Consider the following 21,904-nt stretch of genomic DNA (forward strand, 5'->3'; position numbering starts at 1 on the left):
TCCTTAACCGATCGATTTCGAGTACCGTCAGAACGCGGGCCTTGCGGCGGCGTTCCGGGGCGCATCTAGGTGCCGGTGTCGAACTTGTCGGCCTTACGCTCGCCAAACAGCATGCGTTGCTCAAGGCGTGCCCGCAGGGCGGCGTAATAGGTTTCAAGAAAGGCGAGGTCGTCCTCATCCGCGCTCGGGTCCCGGCCTATCTTGGCGCGGATCCGGTCAGCGACCTTGGTCTTTATTTCAGGGGTGGACTGGCGAAGCACATCTTCGAGGACGTGGAGCTCATGAATGCCATAGGCGTCGAGCTCTGCCGTCGTGAAGCTGAGCTGACTGGCTTTCGGCAGGGGCTCTGCTGATGTGATGTCCTTTTTGAGCTTCACCCGCGGGGCATGGATGACCATCGTGCCTGCGATAAGGTCGCCGACCCGAAGCTTGTCTGAATTGAAAAGCGGAAACAGTACGAAGACGCCTGCCCAGACAAGCGCCAGAAGCCGGATCCAGGCGCTGACGGCACTGTCCGATCCCATGACGAGCAGGGTCAGCGGCAGGAAGACTTCAAGCTCGCGCATGAAATTGCGCGCTAGGACGGCGTTCGCGGTCAGCCGTCCGCCACCACGCGACGCCACGCGAAGGCCGAGCGCCCGCTTGCCGGGTGTCGCCGCCTTCCGGCCGATCTCGAAGAAGACGAAATAGAAGACCCGCAGAAGGAAAACGATCACGGCCGAGATCGAGCCTGCGATCTGCCAGCCCTGAAAGCCCATCTCCGAAAAGATGACAGCGATGACCCAGCTGAAGGCGATGATCGCCATGATCTGCAGCGAGAAGTCGAGCAGGAAGGCGCCTGCGCGCTCGGAGGCTGTGGCGATCCGCAGATTGAGGGCGGCACCTTCCGGCGTCACCAATGGTCGGATGCGTCGTGACTGGCGCGCCTGTTCTTTCAAGCGCATATCGCGGCGGCGCAGCGCTTCGCGGCGGGCCCGCGCAGCATTGGTCTCGGACAGTTTGAGCTTGCGCGCCATCACGCTGCCTCAGCGCGCATGCGCGGCCAGTAGAAATAGACCAGCCAGAAGAGGAGCGTGGCGCCAGCAATCAGATATCGGATAAGATCGCTATTGATGAGCTGCCTGCCGAACCCCTCAAGCAGCGCCGCCAGAAAAAGCATCAGCACAGCGCCCATGATAACGAGGGCCGCTTGATTGCCGGTTTCGCGCAGCGACTGCATGCGTGTTTTCTTGCCGGGAAAGGCAACCGCCCCGCCGATCATGAAGCCAGCAGCGCCTGCCAGGATGATCGCGAACAGCTCTGTCATGCCATGGATGAAAAGCCAGCCGCTCAGCTCTGCGCCCAGCCCCTTTGACCAGAAGACGGCCATGAAGCTGCCAATACCGACACCATTATAGACAAGCAGGACCGCCGTCGGGATGCCAAGGCAAAAACCGAGCGCGAAAGCCATCACTGCGATCGTGCTGTTATGGGAGAAAAGCTGCGCAGCGAACGCGCCCAGCATGTCTGCGATATTGGTGTCTTCGGTGTAGAGCGTCGAGCGCAGATAGTCATAGCTCGCATCCGGGTTGCGACTGTCCCAGTTGGAATTGAACGTCCAGAACCATTCGGGGTCCTGGAGCGTCAGGATGAAAGCCAGGAGCGCCCCACCAATCAGGCAGAGCGCAGACAGAAGCGTCGGCCAGACCGCGCTCGATACCGCGTCGGGCCAGTCGCGGCGGAAATACTGCGCAATCCGTGTCGCCATGCTGGCCCGCGTACCATAGACGAAGAAATAGGCACGCGCGCACAGCGTCTCCAGATAGGCGAGCACGTTCTGGTCGAGCGAGATCGACCTTGCCATCGAGAGCGATGAGACCGCCTGCCGATAGAGACGGGGCAGGGCCAGCATGTCCTCGTCCGACAGGCGTTTGACGCCCCGGCGTTCGGCGCGCGTGACAATGCGGTCCAGCGCCTGCCAGTCAGCTTCGCGCTCCTCGCGGAAGCGATAGGACTTCATCACGCGCTCGTTCAAATCAACTCTCTCCGCTTGATGTCGAGATAGCGCGAGACAAGCTCTGAGCCGAATTTCTCGGGCGTTGTCTCCACGATCTGCACGCCCATGCGCTGCAGCTTGCGGAACACGATCTCGCGCTCCTGCAGCAGCGTGTCGGCAACGACGGCGCGACTGACGTCTTCGGCGTCGCCCGGCTCGGCATCGATCATTGCCGACAGGGCTTCATCCTCAAATGTCGCAAAGACCACGATATGCTTGTCGGTGAGGCGCCGGACATTTTCCAGCATCAGTTCGGCAGAGATCGTGTCGACGAAATCAGTAAACAGGATGACCAGTGACCGCCGCTCAAGCCGGGCCGCGAGAGACGTCAGTGCGAGCGTGTAGTTCGCGTCTTCGGCTGAATAGTCGAGCTCTGAGGCAAGTTTCTGGACGTGCGGAAACGCGCCGGTCCCTGTCAGCAGATTGGACGAAACGCCGGGGCGCGCATCGAAGCCGAAAATGGCCGTGCGGTCACCAGAGCGAAGCGAGACATAGGCCAGCAGCAGCGCTGAATTGATCGCCCTGTCGATCTTCGGCACCCCGCGCAGCGGCTCGCTCATCAGGCGGCCCGTGTCGAAGGCGAAGACGATATTGTGGTTGCGCTCGGTACGAAACTCCTTGGCGAGCAGCATGTTGTGGCGGGCCGAGTGCTTCCAGTCGATGGCGCGCCGGTCCATGCCGGCGGTGAATTCTCGAAGGGCATCGAACTCGGACCCATCGCCGCGGTCGATCTGCATCTTGATCCCGAAATCGGCGTCGCGCTGATAGAGGCGGACCGCCTCATCCTTGACCCAGCGCGTGTTTGGCGTGATCGCGATTTCGGTGCCGAGGGCTTGCGTCTTGCGGATGGAAACAAGCCCAAGCGGGCCTTTCCAGCGCGCCCATATCTTCTCCAGCCGCCCGGTCCCGCGCCGGATGGGCGTCAGTGTATAGGCCGCGATATGTGTCTTGTCGGCAAAGCCCTTCAGCCATTTGCGCACCGGCGGCTCGATCAGCTCATTGGTCTCCAGTTCAGTCTCTACGAGACCCGGCAGCGGCCCGCGCCTGAACCTGAACGTGACATCGACCGGATCGGTGCCCGAGATATAGAGCAGCGGCGGCGCGTCCACCTGGATATCGAGATCGGCAGCGCGTGCGACCAGCGCAGTGTCAGCCAGCATCAGCGCCAGAACGCCTGCAATCCAGCCAGCCGACAGGGTCCAGAGTCCCGGCGCGATGACCGCAATCACCACGAGGACTGGAAGCCCGGCCAGCATCAGGAAAACAGCGCGCAGCGTCGGTGAGATCATGCGTCAGCCCCCGCAGGTCCTGACGAATAAGACCAGTAGAGAGGGGCTACTCCGGCCCTCATCGCGGGGCCGGTGTCTGATCGATGATTGTTGCAAGCGTCTCGTCGGTCCCGCGCCCTTCGATTTCTGCAGCCGGTGACAGGATGACCCGGTGGCGCAGTGCCGGGCGGGCCAGCGCCTTCACATCATCGGGAATGACGAAATCGCGCCCATCAAGGGCGGCATGTGCGCGAGAGGCTGCGGCGAGGGCTGCGGCGGCGCGTGGGCTTGCGCCTGTCTCCAGCGCGGGGGTCTCGCGCGTCGCCCGGACGATGTCGACGATATAGCCCGCAATATCTTCCTTCACCTTGACGTTCGCGACGCTGGCAACCGCCTCGTTAAGCTCTTGCGCGGTTACGATAGACGTTACGCCGAAGGTCGATGCGGTGCGCATACCGGTCCGGTTGCCATGCCCGGTCACGATGGCAAGCTCTTCCTCGCGGTTTGGATAGTCGAGCACATGCTTGAAGAGAAAGCGGTCGAGCTGGGCTTCGGGCAGGGGGTAGGTGCCCTGCTGCTCGATCGGGTTCTGCGTCGCGATTACCATGAAACGGTCATTCAGCGAATGCGACTTGCCGTCGATGGTCACCTTGCGCTCCTGCATCGCTTCGAGCAGGGCGGCCTGTGTCTTTGGCGGGGTGCGGTTGATCTCATCGGCCAGCAGGATATCGGTGAAAATCGGCCCCTTGGTGAGCGAGAATTCGTTGGTCTGGAAGTTGAAGAGATTGGTGCCCAGCACATCGCCCGGCATCAGGTCTGGCGTGAACTGGATCCGGCCAAAATCAAGATCGATGGCGGTCGCAAAACACTGGGTCAGCAATGTCTTTGCGGTGCCCGGCGGGCCTTCCAGCAGGATATGACCCGCTGAGAAGAGCGCCGTCAGCATCAGATCGACCGTGTCGGACTGTCCGATGACGGCCTTCGACACTTCGGACCTGATCCTGCCCGCGAGGCTCTGAACCGTCTCATTGCTCATGTGTCATCTCCTTGCGCCAGCGCCAGAGGGCGCGGGCCTTGTTCGTTAGATCGTCGCGTGAGCTTGCCGACGACGAGAGCCCCGACTGAAGCTCCGTGAATGAGGTCTCCATCCCGTTCTGCTTTGCCATCCGGTCAAGCAGCGCGATGTATTCGTCCTCTGAAAGGGTCCGCGGCAGACCAAGCTCCCGGCTGAGAGCGCGGCGGCTGAGCGAGAGATAGCCCGGCGCCATTCGGCGTTCGCGCTTTGCCATCGCAATCAGCCCGGCCGAGTTATCCGCCAGCGCGCGTTTGCCCGCGAGGATAGCGCGCGTCTCTCGCTCGGGGGCCCCAAACCGAATGGCGGCCGCCCAGCCGATGAGGAACATGGTCGCCAGCGCAATCAGCGTCGCCCCGAGATAGGGGATATCGAGCAGGATTTTCAGAAGGTTCGTCGATCGCTCAAACCCGTGAACCGTCGCATCAAACACGATGGGCCGCGTGCCCCCGCCGCCGACCTCATCAATCAGGCCAAGCCCGGTCTTTGCATTCTCCAGCCGGGCCAGCCCGAAATTATTGAGCAGGTCAGGGTCGGAGAGAATATAGATCTCCCGGCCGGGCACCTTGGCGAGCAGCGCGCCGCCCCGCGCAGAGATCACCGGTTCCAGCAGATCTGTCTCGATCAGCTGCATCTCGTCTTCGAAGTCGGGCCTGAACCGGCCGAACGGGGTCTCCAGCGCGCCGGGGGTCTTCCTGCGGACGATCTCGCCATCCTCGTCGAATTCGCGAAGGTGGATCATCGCCCTTTCGGCCGAGGCGAGGTCCGCATCGATTTCCCAGCTGCGCTTGGCCGGGTTTTCCCGGTAAGTCCATTTCGGCAGGATGATGAGCGCAGGGCCTGAAATCTCGTCCGGCTCAATGTCGCGGCCATTGATGGACAGTGTGGCTATCAACAGGCGCCGCCCGCCGATCTCCAATGATTGGGAGAGGCGCGAGATGCTCACGTCATCCCCGCGTGCCTCCAGCATGTCGACAAGGCCAGCATAGCCCGTCGATGAGCGCGAATAGGGGGTCGAGCCTGCCTTGTCGCGGGAGACAAGATCCGGCGACCACGCCATCAGGGCCAGCACAGCTCCGAGCGACAGAAGCGCCACGATGATGAGCACGGTGGCCATGCGACCCGTGAAAGGCGCGCTTTGCTGGGGGAGGTGTTCGCTCATGCAGGGCTGCCCCTGAACGCAAAGGCTTCATAGGAGGCGCGGGCCTCCTTCCAGCCGGACTGGTCGACGGGCCGCTCGCCAAAGAAGGACTTTTCCACCAGCCGAATAATCGGAGAGAGCGCGCTACGGGCCTTCTCGGGCAGATCGTTCAGCGCGGCGATCTCGCGCGCCGTCAGCGATTGTGGGACGCCGCCAACACGCCTTGCGTTGAGGTCAGCAATCGAGCGGAAAAGCAGAAGGTGCACCGCCTCGGCAAACCGGCCTTGCGCCGCCAGTGCGTCGGCCTCCTCCAGGAGCGCGGTGGCCTGTCGGCGTTCTGGCTGGCCGCCATCAATATAGGAGACGTCGGCGGCGGCCTTGTCCTGCTTTTTCCGCCTCGCGGGCAGCGTCAGTCCGCCCAGCATGTACCAGAGCGCATAGCCGATGACGGCGACGATGGCGGCGATGATCAGGATACGGAACAGCCATCCGAAATTCTGGATGAGCCAGGCGAAGAACTTGCCGATGGCTTCAAGGAGACCGTTCTCAGAGCGCCTTCGCTCTTCGCGGGGTTCTGGCTGAAAGCTTGGCCTCTCGGTCTGGATGCGGTCATTCGCGGCATGTCGCTCGACCAGCGTTTCGACGCTCGCCGCGTCGGTATCGCCATTCTCCTGCGCATAGGCATCACCGCCGGGAAGCGGGCCGAACAGCAGTAGAATTGCAAGGGCAGCACAGAGCAGAACGGACTTCAATCAATCGCCTCCCATCGCGTCAGATACATGCGCCCATTCCCTCCTGATGTTTTTGACTATTTCAGAGCCGCAGCGCGGCGTCCATGGGGCATTGAGATTGCGCCGCTTATCCCCGATATGCGGGGACTTGCCTGAAGGAGACCGTCAATGGACCGCGCCGAACGCTATGCAGAACTCAAACTGGAAATCGAAAGCCTCGTCGCCGGAGAGACCTATGTCCCCGCGCGCTATGCGTCTGCGGCCTGTCTCCTGGCCGAAGCCTTCCGCCCGCGTTTTTTCTGGACCGGCTTCTATGTGGTCGATCCGCTAAAGCCCGAAGAGCTTGTCGTCGGCCCCTATCAGGGCACGCTCGGCTGCCTGCGCATCCCGTTCGGCAAGGGCGTCTGCGGCGCCTGCGCGGCGGAAGGCCAGACGCAGCTCGTGCCGGACGTTCATGCCTTTCCGGGCCATATCGCCTGTGACTCGCGCTCCAATTCAGAGATCGTCGTTCCGGTCTTCGGCGCAGACGGAAAGCTTGCCGCCGTGCTCGATGTGGACTCGACTGACCACGACGCCTTCGATGAAGTCGATCAGGCCGGCCTGGAGGCGATCTGCAAGATCCTGCTGACGGCTTAGGTCTCCTTGGGCGCTATCATCTTGTCGTCATCCCGGCCGACCGAAGGGAGAGCCGGGACCCAGGTTCAAAAGCGTTTGCAGTTTGCCCGCCTGGGTCCCGGTGTTTCGCTAGGCGAAAACCGGGATGACGAAGATAGGTATGTGTGAGTTTATCGACAGGTCAGCCGAGCATCGCTGCGTTCGTTCCGATCATGCCAGCCAGCGTGGACCTTGCCTCATCCGGCAGGTCCTTCCAGACTTCACGAAGCGCCATCAGGCAGCGCAGCTGGTATTTGAAAACACCTTGCGTGTAGGGCTTGCCGTCAAGCTCAAGGCTGAATGTCTCATGACCCGCCTTCAGCGCTTCTTCATTGGCGCTCAGGAAAGGCAGATAGGTATCACCGGCCACGCCGAGCAGGGCCTGGACTGGCCCTCCGGGCGCTTCGGTCCACTCGCCATCAATACCTGACGCATCATCCGCCATGTCCAGCCAGCGATAGAAATAGGGCCGGTCCTTGCGCAGGAAGGCCATCGGGGTCGGGTCGACGCTCATCACTTTTATCTGGCCATAGAATGCAAGATCGGCGAGCGAGGGACGGTTGCCGAAGAGGAACAGCGTGTCGCCAAGTGCGACCTCTTCCAGATGCTTGGTGACGCGGGCGAAAGAGCCTTCAATCACGGGCTTCGTCTCCCGCGTGCAGCCGACCAGTGCCATGCGAGAGATCTGTCGCTCGCGAATACCGGCGGCCGCCTGCTCGACCTGGTCACGACCCGCCAGCGGCAGGCTGTCATACATCAGCCAGTTGGCGCACCATTCGGCGTCTTCTGCATAATGCCAGCGATAGTGGAACATCGCCTTCATCGTCCATTCGTCCGCCATGTCCTCCAGCAGGAGACAGGCAAAACGCTGGACCGGATCAGGCGGCAGCAGGGCGCGGCCCTCATCTTCAAGTGCCAGAAGGAACGGCGTTGAATCATTCGTCCAGTGGCCGTCCGGCGTCTGGATTACCGGGATGACCGGCGCCTTGACCTGGCCCAACACGTCGCCGCGAATATCGGCTGTCATCGGCACCCAGACATGGGGCAGCCGCTTTGCCCGCATCGCGGCGCGCACCTTCATGGAATAGGGCGAGCCAAGCGCGCCGTGGACCTTATAAGGATTGCTCATCAGTTCATCACCGGTTGTGGAGGCAGGGCGCAGGGCGTGCCATACATGCCGCCCTGATCGATGCAGAAGAATTTGTCGTCCGGATTGGTCGGCTGAGGCCGGTCATAGCGGCTGTCACCGAGATAGGCGACGATCTCAACGCCCGGATAACCTTGCGCGGCCAGCATAGCGGGCACTAATTCGTAGCGGGCATTCTTTTCCGAAGCGCCTTCAGGTGTCGCCTGCGTCAGCAGGACCCGAAAATCCTCGCTCCGCTCCAGCCCGGCCTCGGCGAGGTTTTCCTCGGTCCAGAGCTGTTCTGTATCTGCGCGGTTGGTGACGAGCGCGACATGCCCGCCAAGCGCGTTCACCCGTTCGATAAAGGGTTTTGCGCCCGGCACCAGCGTTGCTGACTTCTCCGATGTCCAGTCATGCCAGCTCTCAGGCGTGAAGCTCTCGCCAATCCGTTCGCGTCGGATCTGGTATTCGACATTGTTCAGCACCGTCTCATCGACATCGAGCACGACCGCCCAGCTCTTGGCCTCGCGTTCGGCGGCGACCTCTTCGACATAGTCGGTCGCCAGGGCGAAGACCTCCTCTGCCTTCTCGCCCCATTCAGGATTATTGGCGACCCACTCCACACCCGGGCTAAGGGCGACCTCATCTTGAGGGGATTGGGCGGCAGGCGTCGCACAGGCGCCAAGCGCAAGCGCGATGAAGGCGGCTTTGGCGAATGTCCAGCGTGTCATGCAAGGCTCCATAATGGGTCCGGGCCCGGTTTCAGGCCATTGGCGGCGTTTAGCCCATAGGGTGGGTTTCGATCAGTTCCTGATACTTCAGCCCCGCCTCGCGGTGGCGATGGGCTTTCTGATAGCGCGGGTCGCGCATCATGCGCAGCATGTGCTGACGCGACGGATAGTGGACGACCAGGACGCGGTCCCACTCTTCCCCGCCGCCGATAAGATAGCCTGCGCCCGTACCACCATAGATCTGCTTCAAACCGATCTGCGGGTCATTGCCGAGCGCTACGAGACCTTCGCCATAACGGTTATACGCCTCCTCACCTGTGAGGCCCTCACTGACTTCCGGGTCGTCTGGGCCATATTCGGCTTTGTCCTTGAATTTCAGAAGGTTGATCATGACGATCGGGCCGTCATGCTCGTCCTTGGCAAAGCGGGTCATCTGTTCGGTATCGGGCTGCAAAGCTGGCATGATCGTGTCTCTCTCCCTTTTGGGAAAGACTGTCGCCGATCAGCGCGCTTCAGACAACCTCATCCCAGTCCCGGCTTAGCCTGTTGGCCGCATTGATGATGCCGACCATGGAATAGGTCTGCGGGAAATTGCCCCACAGCTCGCCATTCTTGGTGTCGATGTCTTCAGACAGGAGGCCAAGCCGGGTGCGGTGGGCCAGAACGTCCTCGAACATGGCGCGGGCTTCCTCGATCCGGCCGATGCGCGCCAGGGCATCGATGTGCCAGAAGGTGCAGGCCGTGAAGGCTGTCTGCGGCATGCCGAAATCGTCTTCCACCTTGTAGCGGTAGACATGATACCCGTCGCGAAGCTCTTCATCCACGCGCTCGACCGTCTTGATGAAGCGCTCATCGCCCGCGTCGATAAAGCCGATCTCGGCCATGAGCAGCACGGACGCGTCGAGCGCATCTTCGCCGAACGCGCCGGTAAAGGCCTGGCGCTTTTCATTCCAGGCAAGGTCGAGAATGCCGGTCCGCATTTCATCAGCCTTCGCGTTCCAGTAATTGGCCCGGTCCGGCATGGCGAGGAAGGTCGCAATCCGCGCAAGCCGGTCACACGCTGCCCAGCACATGATGGCTGACGAGGTGTGGACATGCGCCTTGCCGCGAAACTCCCAGATGCCGGCATCTGGCGTGTTCCAGACCGCATAGGCCCGCTCGCCGACGCCTTCGAAATGTTCGAACTCGATCTCGCCCGCTTTGGTGTGCAGCCGGTCATCGAAGAAAGCCTGACTCGCGCCGAGGACGACGTGGCCATAGACGTCATGCTGGATATGTTCAGCCGCCTGATTGCCAAAGCGTACCGGTCCGTTGCCACGATAGCCGGGCAGGGCGCCCGCAAAGCTCTCGGTCAGATCATGCTCCAGCGCGATGCCATAGACCGGCTGGATATGCCCGCCCCGTGTGTGGGCGACGGTATTCCTGAGAAAGGCGAGATAATGCTCGAGCGTGCCGACCGCCGAAAGCCGGTTGAGCGCCGTCACCGTGAAATAGGCGTCCCGCAGCCAGCAGAACCGGTAGTCCCAGTTGCGCTCGGAGCCTGTATGTTCAGGGATAGACGTCGTCAGCGCCGCAACGATGCCGCCCGTTTCCTCATAGACGCAGAGCTTCAGCGTGATGGCGGCGCGGATCACCGCGTCCTGCCAGTCTGGCGGCGTCGCAAGCCTGCGTGACCAGTTCATCCACTGGTCTGCCGTCCGCTCCAGCCACTCCAGCGCAACAACGCCGACCCGGTCCGACAGGCTTTCGTCCGGCCCCATCAGGAAGCTGACTTCCTCGTTCAGAACAAAGTCGCGGCCATCCATCACGTAAGAGACCGGCGCGTCCGTGGTGATCCGGAAGCCCGCATTCTCATCCAGGAATTTGATGTGGTTCACGCCGCGCCGGGTGACCATGTTATACTCGCCGCGCTGGCTCTGGGCGAACAGGTCGACACGGATGCGCGGCATGCCCCGTAGCGGCGTGATCCGGCGCACCATCGAAGCCGGGCGGAACATGCGGCCCTTGTCCACAAAGCGGGGACAGTAATCGGTAATCCGGATGGCTGAGCCGTCTTCGGCTTCCAGCTCGGTCTCGATGACGGCGGTGTTGCGCTGATAGCGTTGCGTACTCTTGCAATGGCCCTGCAGCGTGATTGCAAACTTGCCGCGCCCGCCCAGCAGGCTGTTGAAGACAGGCTCACCGTCAAAGCGCGGCAGGCACATCCAGACGCATTCGCCATGCTCGTCGATCAGGCCGGCAACCGTGCCATTGCCGATAATACCAAGTTCGAGATTAGTCATTTGCGCCCCTGACGCTTGATCCATTCTGCGACGGCTTCCGGGTCGTCCAGCCGGTATGTGGCGTGCGTCTCGCCGCTGCCCACCTTGATCGACACCCCGCCAAGCCGGTTGACGACATCAAAGGCATCCTCATCCGTTGTATCATCGCCGACCATGACGGGGATACGGTCTTCCAGTCCGGCAAGCTTCAGCAGCGTCTCGACCGCCTTGCCTTTGTTCGCGCGATCCGGCTTTGCCTCGAAGATCATCTTCCCGGCCTGCAATTTGTAGCCCTCGATGCCAGCCAGGCTCTCTTCAAGCCGCGCGCCGAGCAGCGGGCCGATATCAGGGTTCTGGCGATAGTGAAAGGCGATCACCTCGCCCTTGGCTTCGGCATGGACGCCGTCGAGGCCATCAAGAGCCGCGTTCACGGCGGCCGTCAGTTCAACGGGCGCGTCACGTCGCGTCGCTTCCGGGGCGGTGCCCGGCGCGCAGATTTCCAGCCCGTGCGTACCCGCGCGCCAGAAGATGTCCGGCACCCGCGAGGACAGGTCACGTATGTCGCGTCCGCTGATGATGATGACCGCGCCGGCCAGAAAGCCGTGCACATCAGCCAGCGCGCCGCCGACCCCATCAGGCAGGCGCACGGTGGCGGCGTCGTCCTGGATCGGGGCGAGCGTTCCGTCGAAGTCGAGAAACAGGACATGCCTGTCTGTCAGCTGGGGCAGGTTGGCAGTTGCCGTCATCAGGGCAGTTTAACATCCAGATCGTCGAGGAATTTCTGTCGCCACCAGGTAATATCCTGTTCAACGACGGTCTTGCGCAGTTTCTCCCAGCGTTCCTGTCGCTCTTCAAGCGGCATTTCAAGCGCCCTGTAGATGGTTTCGGCGACATGATAGCCATCATGCGGATTGACGATCAGCGTATCGGAGAGCTGCTCGGCGGCGCCTGCAAACTGCGACAGGATCAGGACGCCGGGATTGTCCGGGTCCTGCGCCATGACAAATTCCTTGGCGACAAGGTTCATGCCATCGCGCAGCGGCGTCACCAGACAGACCGCTGCGATCCGGTAGAGGCCTGCAAGCTCACGCCGGTCATAGGAGCGGGCAAGATAGCGAAGCGGGATCCAGTCGAGATCGCCATAATCGCCATTGATGCGCCCGGCGAGTTCATCGAGCTGGACGCGCAGATCCTGATATTCCTCGACCTTTGACCGGGATGGCGGCGCGATCTGCGTGACCGAGACACGCCCGCGTGTCGACGGGAAGTGGTCGAACATCTTGCCGACCGCCTCAAACCGTTCCGGCAGCCCCTTGGAATAGTCCATCCGGTCGACGCCGAGCACGAGCTTGCGTCCGCCAAGAAATTTGCCAATCCGCGTTGCCGCTGTCTGGGCCCGCTGGCTGACCGCCATCTTGGCGAAATTCTCGGCCTCGATGCCGATCGGATAGGCGTTTGCCCTGATCCGGCGGCCATCGACGGCGATCCAGCCATCGCCCTCATCGCTCGCGTCGCAATAGCGCACCAGGAACTGGACGAAGTTCGACCGGTCATTCTCTGACTGAAAGCCCAGCACATCGAACTCGCACATGGCGCGCGCAATCTGCTCATGCTCTGGCAGGGCGCGGAACACTTCCGGTGAAGGAAACGGGATATGCAGGAAAAAGCCGATCGGGCCTTTCCATCCGCCCTTGCGCAGGAAGTCCCCCATCAGCAGGAAGTGATAATCATGCACCCAGACGCTGTCGCCGTCTTCAAGGTGCGGGACGACCATGTCGGCAATCCGTTTGTTGACCCTTTCATAGGCCTCGAAATCGGTATCGCCGAAATGGGCGAGGTCCACCCGGTAGTGGAAGACCGGCCAGATGACGCGGTTGGCATATTGCAGATAGAAGCCGTCGTGTTCGGCTTCGGTAAAATCGGTGACGACGAAATCGACGCCCTCATCGGTGATGTGCTCTGGCGGGCCGGGCTCACCCTTCACGACGTTCCCGGACCAGCCGAACCACATGCCCCCGGTGGCAGTCAGCGATTCCCAGACCGCAACAGCAAGGCCGCCCGCGCGGGCGCTTGGGTCTGCGGCAGTCCGGTTGGAAATGGCGATCAGTCGGCCCATGCGAAACCCTTCCTACTTGAAAATGAAGATGCCGCAGGAAGAAAGCGCATCAACCCCAATGGTTCGATTTCACGTCACTTTTAGCGCAGCCGCCCCCCGCTTGCCCACTTCGCTTACTCTTTGAGCTGCCGGTTCAGGAAAGCCATCCGCGTCTTCATCAGATGGGTCTGCAGCGCCTCTCCGCGAATGCCGTGGCGTTGCCCCGGATAGGTCATCAGGTCGAACACGATGCCCTTTTGCTGCATCTCGGCCATCAGACGGGTCGTATTGTCGAAGGTGACATTATCGTCCGCCATGCCATGCACCAGAAGGAGGTCTGGCAGCGCGGTCTCGAGCCGGTCGAGGTGATAGAAAACGGATGACTTGTCATAGCCGTCCGGATTGTCTTCGGGCGTGTCCATATAGCGCTCGGTATAGAAGGTATCATAGAGCGACCAGTCGGTGACCGGCGCGCCAGCGACGGCGGCGACGAAGGTGCCTTCCGGTGCCTGCAGGATCGTCATCAGCGTCATGTAGCCACCATAGGACCAGCCCTGGATGGCGACGCGGTCAGGGTCGACAAAGGGCTGTGATTTCAGCCAGTCCACGCCGACCAGCTGGTCGCGCACTTCCGGCCCGCCGGTCTGGCGATAGATGACGTCTTCAAACGCCTTGCCCCGGTTTGCCATGCCGCGATTGTCCAGCCGGAACACCACATAGCCCTGACGTACCAGATACTGGTCCGACAGGCTCTCCCAGTCGCGGTCCACGGTCTGGACATGCGGGCCGCCATAGACCTCGACAATGGCCGGATAGGTCCTCGAGGCGTCGAAATCGGCAGGCTTCAGGATGGAATAGTAAAGCGTCTGGCCATCCTCGGCCTCCAGCGTGCCGAACTCAGGCTCGGCGTGGGCACCGAGATACTGGAAATAGGGGTGGCTCTCATTCAACGCGTTCTCTTCGACCCAGGCGATCAGGTCGCCGCCAGCCGTATAGAGGCCCGTCTGCGGCGGCTGGTTCGGGGCTGAAGAAGTAGCGACAAAAGACTGCCCGTCTGGTGCCATACTCACCGACCACGACTTGCCGGCTTCCGTGATGCGCGTCGGCTCGCCGCCGCCGAGCGGGACAGAATAAAGATGCTGCTCCAGCGGCGTGTCGGCATAGCCGGCGAAATAGGCAAGTCCATTCTCTTGATCCACGGTCTTCAGGCTTTCGACAGCCCAGTCACCGCTTGTCAGGAAACGCAGCTCGCTTGCATTGCTGCCCTTCGGCGCGATGGCGAGATGACGATAGCCGGTCTCTTCGGTGGTCAGCAGGACGCCTTCATCCATCTCGACAAAATCATTGGAAAGATTGATCCACTTGTCCTGGTTTTCCGTCAGCGGTGACGACACCTGCCAGGGCGCACCTTCGGCGCGGTTATAGCGGATCTCTGTCTGGTCGCGGTTCACCGTCTGGAACCAGAGGCTGTCGCCAGTCCAGTTGACGCGAGCCAGATAGGTGTCGGGCCCGACGCTTGTGAGGCTCGTATCCTCACCATTATCCAGATTGTGCACGAACAGCTCGACCAGCGCATTCTTGGTCCCCGCACGCGGATAGCGCTGGTCGATGACCGTGGTTTCCTCAGCCTTGATGTCGAAGCGCTCGATGATGTCGACCGTGCTTTCATCGACTTTGGTGAAGGCGATGTGGCGCTCATCTGGGCTCCACCAATACCCAGTGTACCGGCTCATTTCTTCCTGCGCGACGAACTCGGCGACGCCATAGGAGATGGCATTGCCCGGCTCGGCGTCGGGCGTGATCTGGCGTTCCTCACCTGTTGCAAGCTCGATCACGAAGACGGCGCCGTCTCGCACGAAACTGACGAAGTTGCCGCCCGGCGAGACGCGGGCGTCATATTCGAAGGCATCTGTCTCGGTGAGCTGGCGCGGTTCGGCGCCCGTTTCCGTCAGCGAGACAAGATGAAGGTTCCCGCCGAGCGGCACCAGGATCGTATCTGCCGTGCCCCAGTCATAGCTGACAATGCCCTTGCGTCCTGCAATACGCTTGCGCTCACGCAGCGCCTTTTCCTCTTCAGAAAGCTCGACCTCTTCAGGCTCCAATAGGGTCGAGTCGACAAGCATGCTCTGCTCGCCCGTCTCCACGTCGAACTGCCAGAGATCATAGCGGCTGGAGTCTGCTTCGCGCGCCTTCAGGAAAGTCACCCGCGTTCCGTCAGGCGAATATTTCACGCCCGTCGGCGATGGGCCGTTCAGCGAGGGGGACGCGTAGAGGCGCTCGATGGTCAGCTCTTTTGAGGGCAAATCGGGTGGCTCCTGCGCGACAAGGTTTCCAGGGCACGCTACCAGGAGCGCTATAAGTTTCAGAACACGAAGCTTCATGCCAATCCCGTAGACGCGCGCATTCTAGCAATCAAGCCGGTCGGCGCTCCCCCGAAAGTTGGCGTGATACGGAAGGCTTTCTCGTCTCCACGCTTATCTCAGGTCTTGAGGCGATAGCAGCTGGCTAAATCGTAAAGGCTCGAACCCAAGCAGACGCTGCTGGTCACCGGCAGCGTATTTTTGGCGAAAGAAAACGACTGCAGCAGGGCGATGCGCTCACCTTCCACCTTGATCTTGAGGGGGGGCAACGCCTACATCGGCGGCTTCTACACATTTCCTAATCCAGCGAGCGTTCCCACCCCATGGCCGGTCAACAATACGTCTTTAATATGCAGGGCCTGTCCAAGACCTATCCGGGCGGCAAGAAGGTGTTCGAGAACATCCACCTGTCCTTCCTGCCGGATGCGAAGATCGGCGTGGTCGGCGTCAACGGCTCTGGTAAGTCGACCCTGCTGCGCATCATGGCGGGCGAGGATACGGAATTTAATGGCGAGGCCAATGCCGCGCCGGGCGCCAAGGTTGGCTACCTCCCGCAGGAGCCGAAGCTCGATGAGAGCATGACGGTGTTTGAAAATATCGCCAGCCAGTGCCCTGAAAAACAGCTCGTCGACAAGTTCAACGAGATCTCGATGAAGCTCGGCGAGGAGTACACCGACGAGCTGATGGAAGAGATGACCGCCATGCAGGAGCAGGTGGACAGCGCTGACGCCTGGGACATCGATTCCAAGATCGAGATGGCCATGGTCGCGCTTGGCTGTCCTGAGGGCGACGCCGCAGTCGACAAGCTCTCCGGCGGTGAAATCCGCCGCGTCGCGATCTGCCAGCTGCTTCTCTCAAAGCCTGACATGATCCTGATGGATGAGCCGACCAACCATCTCGACGCCGAGACTGTGGCATGGCTGCAGAACTATCTGATCAACTTCCCCGGCTGCGTGATCCTCGTCACCCACGACCGGTATTTCCTCGACAAGATCACCGACTGGATCCTCGAAATCGACCGTGGCCGCGGCAATCCTTACAAGGGCAACTATTCCGACTGGGTCGAACAGAAGGCCAAGCGGATGGAGCAGGAAGCCCGTGAGGACGCTGGCAAGAAGCGCACCCTGGCGAAAGAACTCGAATGGGTTCGCGCCGGCGCCAAAGCCCGCCAGACCAAATCCAAGGCGCGTATCCAGTCCTATGAAGAGCGCGCCGCAGAGGCAGAGCGCGAGACCGTCTCGCATGCCCAGATCCGTATTCCGCCCGGCCCGCGTCTCGGCAATATCGTCATCGAGGCCGAAGACCTCCGCAAGGCGTTTGGCAACAATCTCCTGATTGATGACCTTTCCTTCAAACTGCCCCCCGGCGGCATCGTCGGTGTGATCGGTCCGAACGGCGCGGGTAAGTCCACCCTGTTCAAGATGATCCTTGGTCTGGAAGAGCCGGACACTGGTTCGATCCGCGTCGGCGACACGGTCAAGCTCGGCTATGTCGACCAGAGCCGTGACAAGCTCGATGACAAGAAGAACGTCTGGGAAGAGATTTCCGACGGCCTCGACGTGATCAATCTCGGCGGCGTCGAAGTCAGCTCGCGTGCCTATACCGGCGCGTTCAACTTCAAGGGTTCAGACCAGCAGAAGAAGGTTGGCCAGCTCTCAGGCGGTGAGCGTAACCGCGTCCACCTCGCCAAGATGCTGCGGCAGGGTTCTAACTGCCTCCTCCTCGATGAGCCGACCAACGATCTCGACGTTGAAACCCTGCAGGCCCTCGAAGAAGGCCTTGATGGCTTCCCCGGTTCTGTCGTGGTGATCTCGCACGATCGCTGGTTCCTCGACCGCATGGCGACCCACATCCTCGCCTTCGAGGGCGACAGCCATGTTGAATGGTTCGAAGGCGACTTCTCTTCCTATCTCGAAGACAAGAAACGCCGCCTCGGCGCCGATGCAGTCGAGCCGAAGAAGCTCAAGTTCAAGAAGTTCTCGCGGGACTAGACCTCTATTTATGAAGGCGTCGCCTCCGGGCGGCGCCGACGTGGTTTATTGAAAATTGGTGGCTGGCCTGCCAGTTAGTCCGTATGCGTAATGTAACCTCTCATATTCTGCCTGCGGCGATTGCCGCGCTTGTCTTTGCCGTGCTGGCCGTCGCCGTGGCGAATGAGGCCATGCTGGTGGGCGTGGATGCTGCGATCAGTGATGGTGTCCAGGCCCTGCGTAGCCCGGCGACTGACTGGATCGTCGTTTTCGTGACGCTTCTGGGGGACGCGACCTCTCTTACGTTTATCGCGATTAGCGTCGTTATTGCCCTCTTGCTGCGGCGGGCCTGGTGGGCGGCGGCCTTCAGTGCATTCGCGTTCATCACCACCCCCATTATCGTCAAACTCATCAAGAGCTTCATCGCGCGCGACCGGCCAACGGCCGACCTTTATGCCGGTGTGGAGAGCTTCAGCTTTCCGTCCGGCCATATGACGAACTCGACCGTCATCTATGGGGCGCTGGCCATCTTCGCGGCGCATGCGCTGACCGGAATCTGGCAGAAGGCGACTGTCGCGGGCTTCATCCTGCTGATCGCGCTGATCGGTTTCTCCCGCGTCTATCTTGGGGCCCACTGGCCGACCGACGTGATCGGTGCTGTCCTGCTGGCGAGTGTGATGCTGTTCCTCGTGGCCTGGGGGTTTGACCAGCTGCCGGGCGAGGGCCGGTTTGCGAGGCCATTTACGCTTGTCATGGTCGTCATGCTGGCGGTCTGGGGCGTCTATGGCTTTATCACGCTTGAGGTCGCCCTCGATATGTATGCTCTGGATGTGACCCCTGAGGGGACCATCGAGGTTGAGCCGGCCGAGTAGGGCCCAGCCGGTCTAGTCGCCGCGCCGGAAGGGTGATGTTACCACAATCTGCCTGGTGTCTTCGCGTTCAGCAGGGGCAGGCGAGGCGCCTGCCAGCTCATCATTCCCGACCTCCGACAGGAAGCCTTCACTGCGCGCATACACCGACGCAGACGGGGCAGGGCTGGCGGCGATCTCGTCGCGCGGGACAATTTCAAAACCGAGCCAGCCGAGCAGGAAGTAGAAGCCAACACCCGTTATAACCGCGGTCACGACGATGCGGATTATAAATTTGAGGAAGGCACCGGAAAAGGCCGAGACAACCAGCGCGCTGATGACGCCGCCGCCAAGGCCTGCGCCAGAGGCGACCGCTGCAAGATCGAAAAGCTCGTTGAACCAGTTCATGTGGTGTCTCCCCCCAGGGTGTCAGATCTGGCGGAGACCGCTAACCGGCGTCTGCCGTCTCCAGATTATTGAGCTCAAAGCGGACCCCGCCGATGATGACGCCGTCACCATCAGTATCAAGGTCCAGCCGGTCGGCGCGTTCCAGCGCCTTCATGGCATTCTTGATATTGATGCAGAAGGTGGCGAGCGCTTCGCGCTTGCCCTCTTCGAAGATGAGCCGGCCTTCGCCCTCAAGGTCTATGACGGTCTGGCCCTTGCTGGTCGTTACAGGCTGGCCGATGGCCGCGCCCCAGCGTGTTGCGAGCGCCGGTGGATCAGGCGCTTCGAAAATTGCGCCGCCGAGACGGCCCTCGACGGATCGTTTCTTCCAGTCCGGTCCGCCCCAACGCCAGCTATTCCAGGGCCGTGCCTCGTCGACCGACAGGATCGCCGCGCCGACATCGGCGGGGTGCACGTGGCTGGCGCTAATATCATCAAGGTCGATATCCCAGACGCGGCGGATGCCGGCAATATCGATCAGGCTGCGGGCGCTGGCGATATCGTCTGTCTGCAGGATCGCCATGTAGCCGCCTTCGCCGTACCGGTCGAGAAACCGGCGGGCAGGCGCATCTTTGGTGGTGGGCGCGACGACTTCGAGGAACTGGTCGCCAATGGCGAACACGGCATTCTCAAGCCCGAACTCCTTTACGCCAGGATCAGCAAAAGGTTGGCCGAGCCCGAGCACCGTTCGCAAGCGATCGGCGGTCTTCAGGCTTTCGGCAGCGATGACGAGCTGTCGCAGGCGTATCCGGGTCATGTTCGAAGCCTATCATAGCTTCCGGGGTCAGTGCCAATCCTTTCAGGAGGGCGCGGCGGCGGGCGGCATCGGATCGCGGAATTGAGGTCCAGCAGGACGGCGGCAAGCCAGTCTGGCGTCTCACGTCCCCGCAGCCCCGGCGGCCAGCCCGGACGCAAGGGGGTGATCCGCTGCTTTGATTGAGGGTCAGCAAGCGTGCGCGCCGTCCGGCGCGCCAGTCGGCGGGCATGTTTTTCGGGGGCCCTCATCGCGGCTTGAAGCGCGTCGATCCGGGCGAGCAGCATGTCTGTCTGTGTCGGCGGAGCGGTCTGATGCGCAGGCGTTTGCGGGGCAGGGATGAGAGGCGCAGCAAGATCGATGATGCGCGGACCGGCGGTAAAGCGACTCTTACCGCTGCCGGTGCCGAAGCAGGCGGCGAAAGTGGGAACAGGCTCAAATAGGGTAAACCCGCCGGGGCTCCGGGTTTGGCGGCAAGCCGGTTTTCGCTTGTCTGCGGCGTTGTTGCAGGGCGCCTGTGTTTCCAGATTCATCTCGATCGCCATGAGAGCGATGACCCGGCGCACCATGGCTTCAGCCGGGCGAAGCAGTCTTAGGGCCTTCGCCCGTGTGTGCCCGTCGATCTGGCCGCCACGGCCCGCGACCATGCAGGCAATGGCGGCGACGAAGGCGACAAGTCTCGGCCAGACGCGCGCGATCAGTGGTGTGAGGTTAGCGGCGGTACATTCCATGGTGCAGGGACAGTACACTGGCGGTGCACGGGTGGGGATGGGCCGTGCATTTCCCCCATTGGCGCGGCGTTTGTGGCCGGGATGCTTGTCGATGCCGCCCGTGGCGGTACGCTCATGTCCTTACGGATGAGGGATCTTTCATGAAATCGATGATGTGTGCCAGCCTTCTGGGCGCGCTGCTGGGTCCCGGTCTGGCTGGCTGCACGCCGCAGTCGCAAGGGGCCGAGGCGCAGGAACCGAGCGCTGATCCCCGGATCCTTAGCGAACAGGAACTGGTCGATATACTTGTCGGGTCGTGCATCCAGTCGACGCGCAATTGCGATCCGAGCGGATCAATCGAGGCAGTGCGCGCGGCGTTCAGTGAGGGACTGACTTTCCGTCTGATCGCGCCAGAGGCGGTGCCAGATGACGGTATGGTCGTTGCTGTTCAGGGGATTGGCGGCGGCGGCCCTTGGCAGCATGTCATCGACCGCACCGAGGAACAGGGCCTGCCGAAAATCGAGAATATGGAACGGGCCGTGGTCGATCTCTTTGCCGATTATACCGGCAAGAAGGTGGCTGCGCTGGTCCGGTCAGAGGCGGCAGGAGCCACGGCGACCGCGCTTTTGCTGGGCGCGGAGATGGGCATCCCGACACTGGACGGCGGCATAACGGGCCGCGCCGTGCCAGAAGTTCAACAGTCCATCCCGTGGATTAACGGCATTGCCTCCGTGCCGACTGCGATCGTGACGCCGTGGGGCGACCAGATCATCATCAGGCATGCGGTTGATGAGTACCGGGTTGAGGATATTACGCGCGCCATCGCTGTCGCCAGTGCAGGCGACGCGCTGATCACGATGACGCCGATGTCGGGCGCTGATCTGGAGCGGGGCATTCTGCCCGGCAATATCACCGAAGCAGAGACCTATGGCCGGACGGTGCGCGAGGCGCGCGACGCTGGCCGCGACCCGATTGCCGCGCTTGTCGAGGTTTCGGGCGGCTACCGCCTGTTCGAAGGGGTGGTGACGGTGTCGGAAGAGCGCGGTGAGAGAGGCTTCAACTGGGTCGAGGCCATGCTTGACGGGACCGGCGATTATGAAGGTGAGACCTACCGCGTCTATGTGAAGAATGAGAACATCGTCAGCTGGCGCAATGGCGTGCTCGATGCGATTTCACCGGACTATATTTACAATCTGGACCCGGAGACGGGCCAGTCGACACTGGGCGTCGGTTATGGCGGTTATGTCGTTGGTGAACGCGTGGCTTTTGTCGGCGTACCGGCGCCTGCGCCATGGCGCAGTGAGCGGGGCATCGAGCTTATCGGGCCGCGCCACTTTGGCTTTGATTTCGACTATGTGCCGATCGAGACGCTGCAGGACGGTGAAGCAAGGCCGGACTAGACCTGGCTAGCCGCCGCATCAGCGAGGCGGGCGCTACGGTGCGGCGGGTGACCGCCTCGTGGCTGCCCGGTCTCGCGTCGGGTCACCTGAAAAGCCGTCGACCTATTTCTTGCGCTGGTCGAAGGCATTCATGACGCCGGTTTTGAGCGACGGATTGGATGCGTTTGTCTTCACCTTTTCCTTTTTAGGCTTGCGGACTTCGCGGTTCGATTTCTGTTGTTTGGACATGGAGTGGGTCACTTCGGTTGCAGGCCTGTCAGCGCTGCGGTTTGCCCCTGTGGGCCGGCGACCGGAATGGTCG

21 protein-coding genes are annotated in these 21,904 nt (G+C 61.7%); 4 read left to right on the plus strand and 17 right to left on the minus strand.

The window, feature by feature from the left end:
* Nucleotides 1-65 precede the first annotated feature (65 nt).
* The 6 genes from F550_RS0100375 to F550_RS19350 are packed head-to-tail and all read right to left on the minus strand — an operon-like array spanning nucleotide 66 to nucleotide 6,268.
* Nucleotides 66-1,016: an RDD family protein gene (locus tag F550_RS0100375; protein WP_018146534.1), complete on the minus strand. Its 951-nt coding sequence runs from the start codon at nucleotides 1,014-1,016 to the stop codon at nucleotides 66-68.
* A complete protein-coding gene (locus tag F550_RS0100380) occupies nucleotides 1,016-2,014 on the minus strand; it encodes a stage II sporulation protein M (RefSeq protein ID WP_018146535.1) in 999 nt (332 codons plus the stop codon). Before F550_RS0100380 ends, F550_RS0100375 begins: the two co-directional genes overlap by 1 nt.
* Nucleotides 2,011-3,324, minus strand: coding sequence for a DUF58 domain-containing protein (locus F550_RS0100385; RefSeq protein WP_018146536.1), 1,314 nt, complete (start codon nucleotides 3,322-3,324; stop codon nucleotides 2,011-2,013). The genes F550_RS0100380 and F550_RS0100385 overlap by 4 nt, the downstream gene beginning before the upstream one ends.
* Before the next feature lie 58 nt (nucleotides 3,325-3,382).
* The gene (locus F550_RS0100390) at nucleotides 3,383-4,339 is read right to left on the minus strand and encodes an AAA family ATPase (protein WP_018146537.1); all 957 of its coding nucleotides are present in this window, start codon (nucleotides 4,337-4,339) and stop codon (nucleotides 3,383-3,385) included.
* Nucleotides 4,329-5,537 carry a DUF4350 domain-containing protein gene (locus F550_RS0100395; protein WP_018146538.1) on the minus strand — a complete coding sequence of 403 codons (1,209 nt, stop codon included), beginning with the start codon at nucleotides 5,535-5,537 and terminating at the stop codon, nucleotides 4,329-4,331. The genes F550_RS0100390 and F550_RS0100395 overlap by 11 nt, the downstream gene beginning before the upstream one ends.
* Complete coding sequence (locus F550_RS19350) at nucleotides 5,534-6,268, minus strand: DUF4129 domain-containing protein (RefSeq protein ID WP_018146539.1); 735 nt, start codon at nucleotides 6,266-6,268, stop codon at nucleotides 5,534-5,536. Before F550_RS19350 ends, F550_RS0100395 begins: the two co-directional genes overlap by 4 nt.
* Before the next feature lie 147 nt (nucleotides 6,269-6,415).
* Here F550_RS19350 and F550_RS0100405 point away from each other — a divergent pair, with 147 nt between their 5' ends.
* Nucleotides 6,416-6,883, plus strand: a complete 468-nt coding sequence (locus F550_RS0100405) for a GAF domain-containing protein (RefSeq protein ID WP_018146540.1) — start codon at nucleotides 6,416-6,418, stop codon at nucleotides 6,881-6,883.
* Nucleotides 6,884-7,043: 160 nt separating this feature from the next.
* Here the strand turns inward: F550_RS0100405 and F550_RS0100410 are convergent, their stop codons facing one another.
* The 7 genes from F550_RS0100410 to F550_RS16380 form a co-directional block, all read right to left on the minus strand.
* A complete protein-coding gene (locus F550_RS0100410) occupies nucleotides 7,044-8,030 on the minus strand; it encodes a glutathione S-transferase family protein (protein WP_018146541.1) in 987 nt (328 codons plus the stop codon).
* A complete protein-coding gene (locus tag F550_RS18260; protein ID WP_018146542.1) occupies nucleotides 8,030-8,758 on the minus strand; it encodes an HAD family acid phosphatase in 729 nt (242 codons plus the stop codon). The genes F550_RS0100410 and F550_RS18260 overlap by 1 nt, the downstream gene beginning before the upstream one ends.
* A gap of 49 nt (nucleotides 8,759-8,807) precedes the next feature.
* Nucleotides 8,808-9,221 carry a DUF1330 domain-containing protein gene (locus F550_RS16370; protein ID WP_018146543.1) on the minus strand — a complete coding sequence of 138 codons (414 nt, stop codon included), beginning with the start codon at nucleotides 9,219-9,221 and terminating at the stop codon, nucleotides 8,808-8,810.
* Nucleotides 9,222-9,270: 49 nt separating this feature from the next.
* Nucleotides 9,271-11,040 (minus strand): glycoside hydrolase family 15 protein, encoded by a 1,770-nt coding sequence (locus F550_RS0100425; RefSeq protein ID WP_018146544.1) that lies wholly within the window; start codon nucleotides 11,038-11,040, stop codon nucleotides 9,271-9,273.
* Entirely contained in the window at nucleotides 11,037-11,765 is a 729-nt protein-coding gene (otsB, locus tag F550_RS16375) for a trehalose-phosphatase (RefSeq protein WP_018146545.1), read from the minus strand. Before otsB ends, F550_RS0100425 begins: the two co-directional genes overlap by 4 nt.
* A complete protein-coding gene (locus tag F550_RS0100435) occupies nucleotides 11,765-13,135 on the minus strand; it encodes an alpha,alpha-trehalose-phosphate synthase (UDP-forming) (protein ID WP_018146546.1) in 1,371 nt (456 codons plus the stop codon). The genes otsB and F550_RS0100435 overlap by 1 nt, the downstream gene beginning before the upstream one ends.
* Before the next feature lie 113 nt (nucleotides 13,136-13,248).
* Complete coding sequence (locus tag F550_RS16380; protein WP_018146547.1) at nucleotides 13,249-15,417, minus strand: S9 family peptidase; 2,169 nt, start codon at nucleotides 15,415-15,417, stop codon at nucleotides 13,249-13,251.
* 380 nt (nucleotides 15,418-15,797) lie between these two features.
* Here F550_RS16380 and ettA point away from each other — a divergent pair, with 380 nt between their 5' ends.
* Both ettA and F550_RS16385 read left to right on the plus strand, forming a co-directional pair.
* Nucleotides 15,798-17,465 (plus strand): energy-dependent translational throttle protein EttA, encoded by a 1,668-nt coding sequence (gene ettA / locus F550_RS0100450; protein WP_026180467.1) that lies wholly within the window; start codon nucleotides 15,798-15,800, stop codon nucleotides 17,463-17,465.
* 83 nt (nucleotides 17,466-17,548) lie between these two features.
* Complete coding sequence (locus F550_RS16385; RefSeq protein ID WP_018146550.1) at nucleotides 17,549-18,316, plus strand: phosphatase PAP2 family protein; 768 nt, start codon at nucleotides 17,549-17,551, stop codon at nucleotides 18,314-18,316.
* A 12-nt stretch (nucleotides 18,317-18,328) separates the two neighbouring features.
* On the opposite strand, the gene F550_RS18265 is transcribed toward F550_RS16385, so the two are convergent.
* The 3 genes from F550_RS18265 to F550_RS0100470 are packed head-to-tail and all read right to left on the minus strand — an operon-like array spanning nucleotide 18,329 to nucleotide 20,224.
* Entirely contained in the window at nucleotides 18,329-18,700 is a 372-nt protein-coding gene (locus F550_RS18265; protein ID WP_018146551.1) for a hypothetical protein, read from the minus strand.
* A gap of 40 nt (nucleotides 18,701-18,740) precedes the next feature.
* Nucleotides 18,741-19,496, minus strand: a complete 756-nt coding sequence (locus F550_RS18270) for a VOC family protein (RefSeq protein ID WP_018146552.1) — start codon at nucleotides 19,494-19,496, stop codon at nucleotides 18,741-18,743.
* A complete protein-coding gene (locus F550_RS0100470; RefSeq protein ID WP_018146553.1) occupies nucleotides 19,493-20,224 on the minus strand; it encodes a hypothetical protein in 732 nt (243 codons plus the stop codon). The genes F550_RS18270 and F550_RS0100470 overlap by 4 nt, the downstream gene beginning before the upstream one ends.
* 140 nt (nucleotides 20,225-20,364) lie before the next feature.
* On the opposite strand from F550_RS0100470, the gene F550_RS16400 reads away from it, so the two are divergent.
* Nucleotides 20,365-21,603, plus strand: a complete 1,239-nt coding sequence (locus F550_RS16400) for a DUF917 domain-containing protein (RefSeq protein WP_018146554.1) — start codon at nucleotides 20,365-20,367, stop codon at nucleotides 21,601-21,603.
* A 102-nt stretch (nucleotides 21,604-21,705) separates the two neighbouring features.
* Here F550_RS16400 and F550_RS19465 read toward each other — a convergent pair whose 3' ends face one another.
* On the minus strand, nucleotides 21,706-21,831 hold the full coding sequence (locus F550_RS19465; RefSeq protein ID WP_018146555.1) for a hypothetical protein: 126 nt from the start codon (nucleotides 21,829-21,831) through the stop codon (nucleotides 21,706-21,708).
* Nucleotides 21,832-21,904 lie beyond the last annotated feature (73 nt).

The organism is Henriciella marina DSM 19595, assembly GCF_000376805.1.
GTDB lineage: Bacteria > Pseudomonadota > Alphaproteobacteria > Caulobacterales > Hyphomonadaceae > Henriciella > Henriciella marina.

Bases quoted from the DNA above. Each gene is read 5' to 3' on its own strand.
- F550_RS0100375 (WP_018146534.1), bottom strand. From the start codon at position 1,016: ATGGCGCGCAAGCTCAAACTGTCCGAGACCAATGCTGCGCGGGCCCGC.
- F550_RS0100385 (WP_018146536.1), bottom strand. From the start codon at position 3,324: ATGATCTCACCGACGCTGCGCGCTGTTTTCCTGATGCTGGCCGGGCTT.
- F550_RS0100390 (WP_018146537.1), bottom strand. From the start codon at position 4,339: ATGAGCAATGAGACGGTTCAGAGCCTCGCGGGCAGGATCAGGTCCGAA.
- F550_RS0100395 (WP_018146538.1), bottom strand. From the start codon at position 5,537: ATGAGCGAACACCTCCCCCAGCAAAGCGCGCCTTTCACGGGTCGCATG.
- F550_RS0100405 (WP_018146540.1), top strand. From the start codon at position 6,416: ATGGACCGCGCCGAACGCTATGCAGAACTCAAACTGGAAATCGAAAGC.
- F550_RS0100410 (WP_018146541.1), bottom strand. From the start codon at position 8,030: ATGAGCAATCCTTATAAGGTCCACGGCGCGCTTGGCTCGCCCTATTCC.
- F550_RS18260 (WP_018146542.1), bottom strand. From the start codon at position 8,758: ATGACACGCTGGACATTCGCCAAAGCCGCCTTCATCGCGCTTGCGCTT.
- F550_RS16370 (WP_018146543.1), bottom strand. From the start codon at position 9,221: ATGCCAGCTTTGCAGCCCGATACCGAACAGATGACCCGCTTTGCCAAG.
- F550_RS0100425 (WP_018146544.1), bottom strand. From the start codon at position 11,040: ATGACTAATCTCGAACTTGGTATTATCGGCAATGGCACGGTTGCCGGC.
- otsB (WP_018146545.1), bottom strand. From the start codon at position 11,765: ATGACGGCAACTGCCAACCTGCCCCAGCTGACAGACAGGCATGTCCTG.
- F550_RS0100435 (WP_018146546.1), bottom strand. From the start codon at position 13,135: ATGGGCCGACTGATCGCCATTTCCAACCGGACTGCCGCAGACCCAAGC.
- ettA (WP_026180467.1), top strand. From the start codon at position 15,798: ATGGCCGGTCAACAATACGTCTTTAATATGCAGGGCCTGTCCAAGACC.
- F550_RS16385 (WP_018146550.1), top strand. From the start codon at position 17,549: ATGCGTAATGTAACCTCTCATATTCTGCCTGCGGCGATTGCCGCGCTT.
- F550_RS18265 (WP_018146551.1), bottom strand. From the start codon at position 18,700: ATGAACTGGTTCAACGAGCTTTTCGATCTTGCAGCGGTCGCCTCTGGC.
- F550_RS18270 (WP_018146552.1), bottom strand. From the start codon at position 19,496: ATGACCCGGATACGCCTGCGACAGCTCGTCATCGCTGCCGAAAGCCTG.
- F550_RS0100470 (WP_018146553.1), bottom strand. From the start codon at position 20,224: ATGGAATGTACCGCCGCTAACCTCACACCACTGATCGCGCGCGTCTGG.
- F550_RS16400 (WP_018146554.1), top strand. From the start codon at position 20,365: ATGAAATCGATGATGTGTGCCAGCCTTCTGGGCGCGCTGCTGGGTCCC.
- F550_RS19465 (WP_018146555.1), bottom strand. From the start codon at position 21,831: ATGTCCAAACAACAGAAATCGAACCGCGAAGTCCGCAAGCCTAAAAAG.